The organism is Candidatus Binataceae bacterium (assembly GCA_036495685.1).
Taxonomy (GTDB): domain Bacteria; phylum Desulfobacterota; class Binatia; order Binatales; family Binataceae; genus JAFAHS01.
The window spans coordinates 1-5,158 of the sequence record DASXMJ010000028.1; the positions used below are offsets into that span (position 1 = coordinate 1).

Annotated in this window: 8 protein-coding genes; all 8 read left to right on the plus strand. The window is 60.6% G+C overall.

What is annotated here, in order from left to right:
* Positions 1-149 precede the first annotated feature (149 nt).
* The 8 genes from VGI36_03125 (at position 150) to VGI36_03160 (ending at position 5,071) form a co-directional block, all read left to right on the plus strand.
* Positions 150-413, plus strand: coding sequence for a hypothetical protein (locus VGI36_03125; GenBank protein ID HEY2484110.1), 264 nt, complete (start codon positions 150-152; stop codon positions 411-413).
* A gap of 373 nt (positions 414-786) precedes the next feature.
* The gene (locus VGI36_03130; GenBank protein ID HEY2484111.1) at positions 787-1,062 is read left to right on the plus strand and encodes a BrnT family toxin; all 276 of its coding nucleotides are present in this window, start codon (positions 787-789) and stop codon (positions 1,060-1,062) included.
* A gap of 46 nt (positions 1,063-1,108) precedes the next feature.
* Entirely contained in the window at positions 1,109-1,342 is a 234-nt protein-coding gene (locus tag VGI36_03135; protein ID HEY2484112.1) for a BrnA antitoxin family protein, read from the plus strand.
* A gap of 245 nt (positions 1,343-1,587) precedes the next feature.
* Positions 1,588-1,836 carry a type II toxin-antitoxin system prevent-host-death family antitoxin gene (locus VGI36_03140; protein HEY2484113.1) on the plus strand — a complete coding sequence of 83 codons (249 nt, stop codon included), beginning with the start codon at positions 1,588-1,590 and terminating at the stop codon, positions 1,834-1,836.
* A 2-nt stretch (positions 1,837-1,838) separates the two neighbouring features.
* On the plus strand, positions 1,839-2,276 hold the full coding sequence (locus VGI36_03145) for a type II toxin-antitoxin system VapC family toxin (GenBank protein HEY2484114.1): 438 nt from the start codon (positions 1,839-1,841) through the stop codon (positions 2,274-2,276).
* A 528-nt stretch (positions 2,277-2,804) separates the two neighbouring features.
* Positions 2,805-3,026, plus strand: a complete 222-nt coding sequence (locus VGI36_03150; protein HEY2484115.1) for a HigA family addiction module antitoxin — start codon at positions 2,805-2,807, stop codon at positions 3,024-3,026.
* A 176-nt stretch (positions 3,027-3,202) separates the two neighbouring features.
* Positions 3,203-4,618 (plus strand): hypothetical protein, encoded by a 1,416-nt coding sequence (locus VGI36_03155; protein HEY2484116.1) that lies wholly within the window; start codon positions 3,203-3,205, stop codon positions 4,616-4,618.
* Positions 4,619-4,855: 237 nt separating this feature from the next.
* The gene (locus VGI36_03160) at positions 4,856-5,071 is read left to right on the plus strand and encodes a BrnT family toxin (protein HEY2484117.1); all 216 of its coding nucleotides are present in this window, start codon (positions 4,856-4,858) and stop codon (positions 5,069-5,071) included.
* Positions 5,072-5,158 lie beyond the last annotated feature (87 nt).

Genomic DNA, 5,158 nt, shown 5'->3' on the forward strand with positions numbered 1-5,158 from the left:
CCGATTTGCGAGATCCTGCCGGCGCGACCACCCAAGTTCAGCGGCGCCGATCTTGTGGACCTGCTGCGCAGACTACCGAAGCCAGATGAAGACTATCTGGCAATTGTAGAGACGCTGCTCGAGAAGCAGCCCGTCGTGAAAAAATCCGGATGGCAACGCTGATCGATTCAAGCGTGCGTATCGCTGCTGAGCGAGGCGATCTCGATTTAAGTAACGTCCTGCCGCGTTACGCAGAAGAGGACGTCGCGAATCTCGGCGATTACCGCTTCGGAGCTCTTGCATTGCGTTCATCGGGCGAGGACCGCAGCACAACGCCATCGGCGTCAGGCATTCGTCGAGGGATTGCTCGCGCAGCTCCCGGTGATCGCTTTCGATCTTACGGTGGCGCGGGTACATGCTTCATTGTGGGCTAACTTGGCCAAGCGCGGGACTGTAGTGGGGGAGCGCGACTTGATGATCGGCGCCACCGCGGTTGCCACGGATTACAGCGTAGCCACGCGCGATGAGCGGAGCTTTCCGAAAATACCGGGGCTCAGGGTGCAACGGTTATAGAGCGACAAGTCGGAGAATCAAGGGCCCTGATGGGTGATATTTCGGGGCCTACCCCATCGTCGCCTCGAATGGGAGGGCATCGCTCTTCAAGTCAAAAGCTTCATCCATCAGGCTGAGAAAGATCACGGACGCGAGAATGGGCGCGACCGCGACGAGGGACTGGAGCCGTAGGGTCGGGCAGCGAAAGGCGCTTGGCAGATGGTTGAGGTGTAACTACAATGTGTCTATACGCGAATGGTGTTCCAGTGGGACCCTGGCAAGAATGCGGCTAATGTGGCGAAGCACGCCGTCAGTTTTCAGGATGCCATCAGGATTTTCCAAGGTCCGGTTTTGGAAATGCGCGACCTTCGCCGTGACTATGGCGAGGAACGCATCATCGCGATCGGAATGCTGGAGGACCTTGCACTGACAGTGGTCTACGCCGTCCGCGGCGAGTCCCGCCGAATAATCTCAGCAAGGAGGGCGCATCATCGTGAGCGCAAGGCATATCGTGCAGCGAACCCGAAGTAAGCGCAAATCCGCGGAGTCCAAGACTGACTGGGCCCGGCTCCGAGCAATGACCGACGGCGATATCGAGAGGGCCGTCAAGGCCGATCCGGACGCGGCCCCGATTCTCGATAAAGAGTGGTTTCGAACCGCCAAGCTGGTGCTTCCGGAACGCAAGATCCCGATCTCGCTGCGAATGGATCGGGAGGTGGTGGAATGGTTCAAGGTTCAGGGCAAACGGTATCAATCGCGGATGAATGCGGTATTGAAAGCCTATGTCCGGGCTCAGAGGAAGGTGGGATGAAAACGTTAGCTTGCCGTTCAGTTACTTGCACAGGCTGAACCTGCCCAGCTATCACCAGGGAAATTGCGCGCCGCCGAGAGCTCAGGCATCGCGCCCACGGCCAGGAACTTCGTCCGTCAGACCGACAGCGAACGCGGCCGCGAGAAGGGCAGGGGTCTCGATCGTGACGAAGGACTGGAGCGGTAGTAGTTGATTGCCGTTGCGCTGGGTGCCTGCTAAATATGACTACAGTGGTTACCAGAATTATGAAGACCAAAGAGCTACAGTTGCGGGACGCCAAGGCTACTCTGTCGGCCGCGGTCGACGAAGCGGTGCGGGGTCAGGCCTACGTCATCACGCGACACGGCAGACCGGAGGCTGTGCTGCTCGGCTACCGGCAATGGAAACGCCTCTCCCGCGTACCCTCGTTCGGCCGTCTGCTGATGGCCGCGCCGGTTGCGAAAGATGACCTGCCCCGGCGCAACCGAGGCCCCCTGCGCACCACGAATCTCTGAACGTGTACCTGGTCGATACCGATGTGATTTCGGCGGGAGCTCCGTCGCGGGGGCTGGCTTCGCCCGCCCTGGTGCATTGGATGGACGAGAACTCGGAGCGGCTGTTCCTTTCGAGCATCACGGTCGCCGAGATCGAGGACGGGATTGCCAAAGCGCGCCGGCAGGGGGCGCGGCGCAAGGCGCAGCAGCTGAGTGGATGGCTCGAGACGCTCCTGCACCTCTACCAGGAACGGGTGCTGCCGTTCGACGTGTCCGCTGCCCGAAGTGCGGGCCGCCTCTCCGACCGGGCGCGAGCCAAGGGACTCAGCCCCGGGTTTCCGGATCTAGCGATCGCCGCGACTGCGATCGTGCACCGGCTCTCAGTACTCACCAGAAATGTGCGGCATTTTGCTCCGCTGGAGATTGCCACGCACGATCCTTTTGAGTCGCCGCCAGAATAGTCGCACAAGGGCCGGCGCAAGGAACTTCGTTTCACCAGCCTCGAGGGCGGCGCGCGATTTTCTGACCCGTGACAGGCTCTTCGCTGTTACATGCCATTCGGACGCGTCGACCCCCAGTCATTGTATGAGCTTGCCAAACTTGTGGGGCGCGACTTCAAGAATGATCAGGAGGACGTCCGGCTCCTAGAGCGTCATGGATTGGTGCGGGTCGCAAGAGAGTCCCCCGGTAAATGTAGGGTCGAAGTGCCGCGGGTGCCGTTCCACGGAATCGCATTGAAGATCGCGATCTGAGTGACCGGAGCCGCATTGAAACAGGGCCTGATTGGTCAGCACGGCATCCGGATCAACGATCAATATCGTGCGGTTTTGTGTGGGACAAAGGCGACGGGCACGAGGTCGCGATCGTCGATTATCACTAAGCACGCGAATCAAGGAGAACAGCGATGGCAAAGAGGAAGAAGCTCCCGCCAGTCCATACTGGCGAAGTTCTGCGCGAAGACTATCTGATTCCGGCGGGAGTGACGGTCAATGCGCTGGCGCTCGCGTTGCGTCCCGGTGAGTCGTATGTACGAGATCGTGAATTGCGCGCGCGCGATCACGTCCGAGGCGGCCCTGCGACTCGCGCGCCACCTCGGGACCAGCCCCGAGTTCTGGCTCGGTCTGCAGAGCGACTACGATCTGGAAAAGGCCCAGCAAGAATTCGAGGAGCGGATCGAACGCGAGGTTCAGCCGCGGGGACGCGCCGCGTAGCGTCTCAGCGCCTGATAGCACGACCTTAGTTAGAAGCTCTTCGGTAGATTTTCAAAGCGGACCCGGCCACCGCCGAGCCGATCACGCTGTGGATTCGCGATAATCAACAGGTTTGCAGGTCGCGCACCGCAAGCGATCATGGAAATCGTTGAAAGACCGTGCTGGAGGTGCCGGCGATGAAGATTCCGGGAGCGGACGAAGCGATCGAGCATCTGGCCTCGTGGGCCCGGCGCGGACGGTGGAAAGAGGAATGCGCGCGTACGATTGCGGAACACTTTGAGCCGGTATGCGCAAAGATCGGGCTGAACGGGGACGATTTGGCGCAGTTGCTTGGGGAGGACCTGTACTCGATGGTCGAGGCCTGCGCCTTCGAGGATTTCCTCGCGTCTCGCGTGGGTCCCAGAGGGCGCAACATTGTCGATGACTACCTGGACCAGCGCGGCTGGAAGGAGTCGATTCAGGGGCGCGACTATTTGCACGCGTTGCGAGCCTCGGTCCTGAGCGTCTATGAAGTGATCGAGGTGAACCTGGGCCGGAGCTTGATCCTGCGCGATCTAATCCGCGGCGGCGCTCCGATTGAGGTGGACGAAAGGCTCGGCTCTCTTGACGCGATAAAGTGGGACCGGCTTGCCGCGCGAGTATTGGCCGTCGGCGACCGCCGGTTTCTCTCCGGTGCGGTTCTGCACGTTCCGCATGAACCGGCGGAGTCGATTCGGCAAATCTTCCGGGCCGCGGTGGAGAAAACAAGGCTACGCCTCGCAGATCTGCTTCCCAGCCTCGCCGAAGAGAGCAGGCGCGCGATTGAAGACACGCTCGCCGACACCACCGTCGCGCTCGAGGGCGGCGCCAGGGCCATCACCTCCGTTTGGCTCGCCTACACGGTCAACAAGCTAACGGCGCCGCTTCCCCATCTTACGAATTTCGATGGAGAAGCAGTCACCTTTGTGACGGTTCGGTTTCCGCTGCACCACGAGCATCGAGACGAGGTCACCCGTCTCCTCGATGATGCTGCCGAACTGGAGCGCGAGAGGAGCAGGAAGCTCTGGACCTGGAAACGGCTTGAAGCTGCGACAGGGGGCGTGAGGCCCGCAGACGGATTCTCGATTGTGAGCCGGGATGACAGTGGCGCCCTGATAATGGGGCGTGTCGAACTGCGCAAGAAGTGGCTTGTCCTTGAGGTCAACTCGAAAGAGCGCGCCGAGCGCGGAATCGAACTGCTTCGGCATCACCTAAGGGGACTGCTCGGCAAGCAGGTCACGGAAACCCAGAGTGTGGAAAACGCGCTCGCGGAAAGTCGAGAAAGATGCAACACGAACCAAGCCGCAGACCCGATACCACCCGAGGAAGCTGCGCGTGTCACCAGGGAGTTTCTGGACCACCACTACCGCCACATCATCAACGAGCCGGTGCCAGCAGTGGGGAGCGTCTCGCCGCGCGACGCGGTCCGCCTTCCGGAAGGGCGCGAGAAAGTAATCTCATGGTTGAAATTCCTGGAGAACGGCGAGAGAAGGCGGGCACGCGAGCACGGTGAGACGCCCTATGATTTCACTTGGATGTGGCACGAGTTGGGTGTGCTGGAAGAGCGGGGTTGATCTCCCGAGAGACCAAAGTTCCGCACGATCCGGCTCGCTCTGTCCCGGGCGTCTATTCGCCTGAGGCAGCGACAGGTTTCGTCCGGTTCGGATCGGCCCGGCACTAGACGTGGAGTAACCTTGTCAGCCGTACATGGAACGCCTTGGGTTCCCGAGCCGGCGGCGGCTTGGCACTTAACCGATAGATACCGGCATTTGCAGCAGGTACGCTTAAAGCGTACCATAGTAAGGTGGAGTTTGAGTGGAGATGAGGCCAAACACGCTAAGACCCTGCGCGAACGCGGCATCGGCTTCGATGACGGCGCCCGAATTTTTGAGGGGCCGGTGGTAATCTGGCAGGACAGGCGCTGCAGCTACGGAGAGAGTCGCTTCCGGGCCATCGGTGAAAGCGAGGGCGACATTCTGCACGTCGTATCATGTGGCGCCGAATATCCTCCTCAGTGGTCGCTTTGATCCTGGCGCGGTCGCGCTTCGACGGACGTGCTTTGATCTCCTTGAGCGTCATTCGCGTGATAGCCATGCCTTGGTCTCCCTTCTAGT

Bases quoted from the DNA above. Each gene is read 5' to 3' on its own strand.
- VGI36_03130 (HEY2484111.1), top strand. From the start codon at position 787: ATGGTGTTCCAGTGGGACCCTGGCAAGAATGCGGCTAATGTGGCGAAG.
- VGI36_03125 (HEY2484110.1), top strand. From the start codon at position 150: ATGGCAACGCTGATCGATTCAAGCGTGCGTATCGCTGCTGAGCGAGGC.
- VGI36_03140 (HEY2484113.1), top strand. From the start codon at position 1,588: ATGAAGACCAAAGAGCTACAGTTGCGGGACGCCAAGGCTACTCTGTCG.
- VGI36_03150 (HEY2484115.1), top strand. From the start codon at position 2,805: ATGCGCTGGCGCTCGCGTTGCGTCCCGGTGAGTCGTATGTACGAGATC.
- VGI36_03135 (HEY2484112.1), top strand. From the start codon at position 1,109: ATGACCGACGGCGATATCGAGAGGGCCGTCAAGGCCGATCCGGACGCG.
- VGI36_03155 (HEY2484116.1), top strand. From the start codon at position 3,203: ATGAAGATTCCGGGAGCGGACGAAGCGATCGAGCATCTGGCCTCGTGG.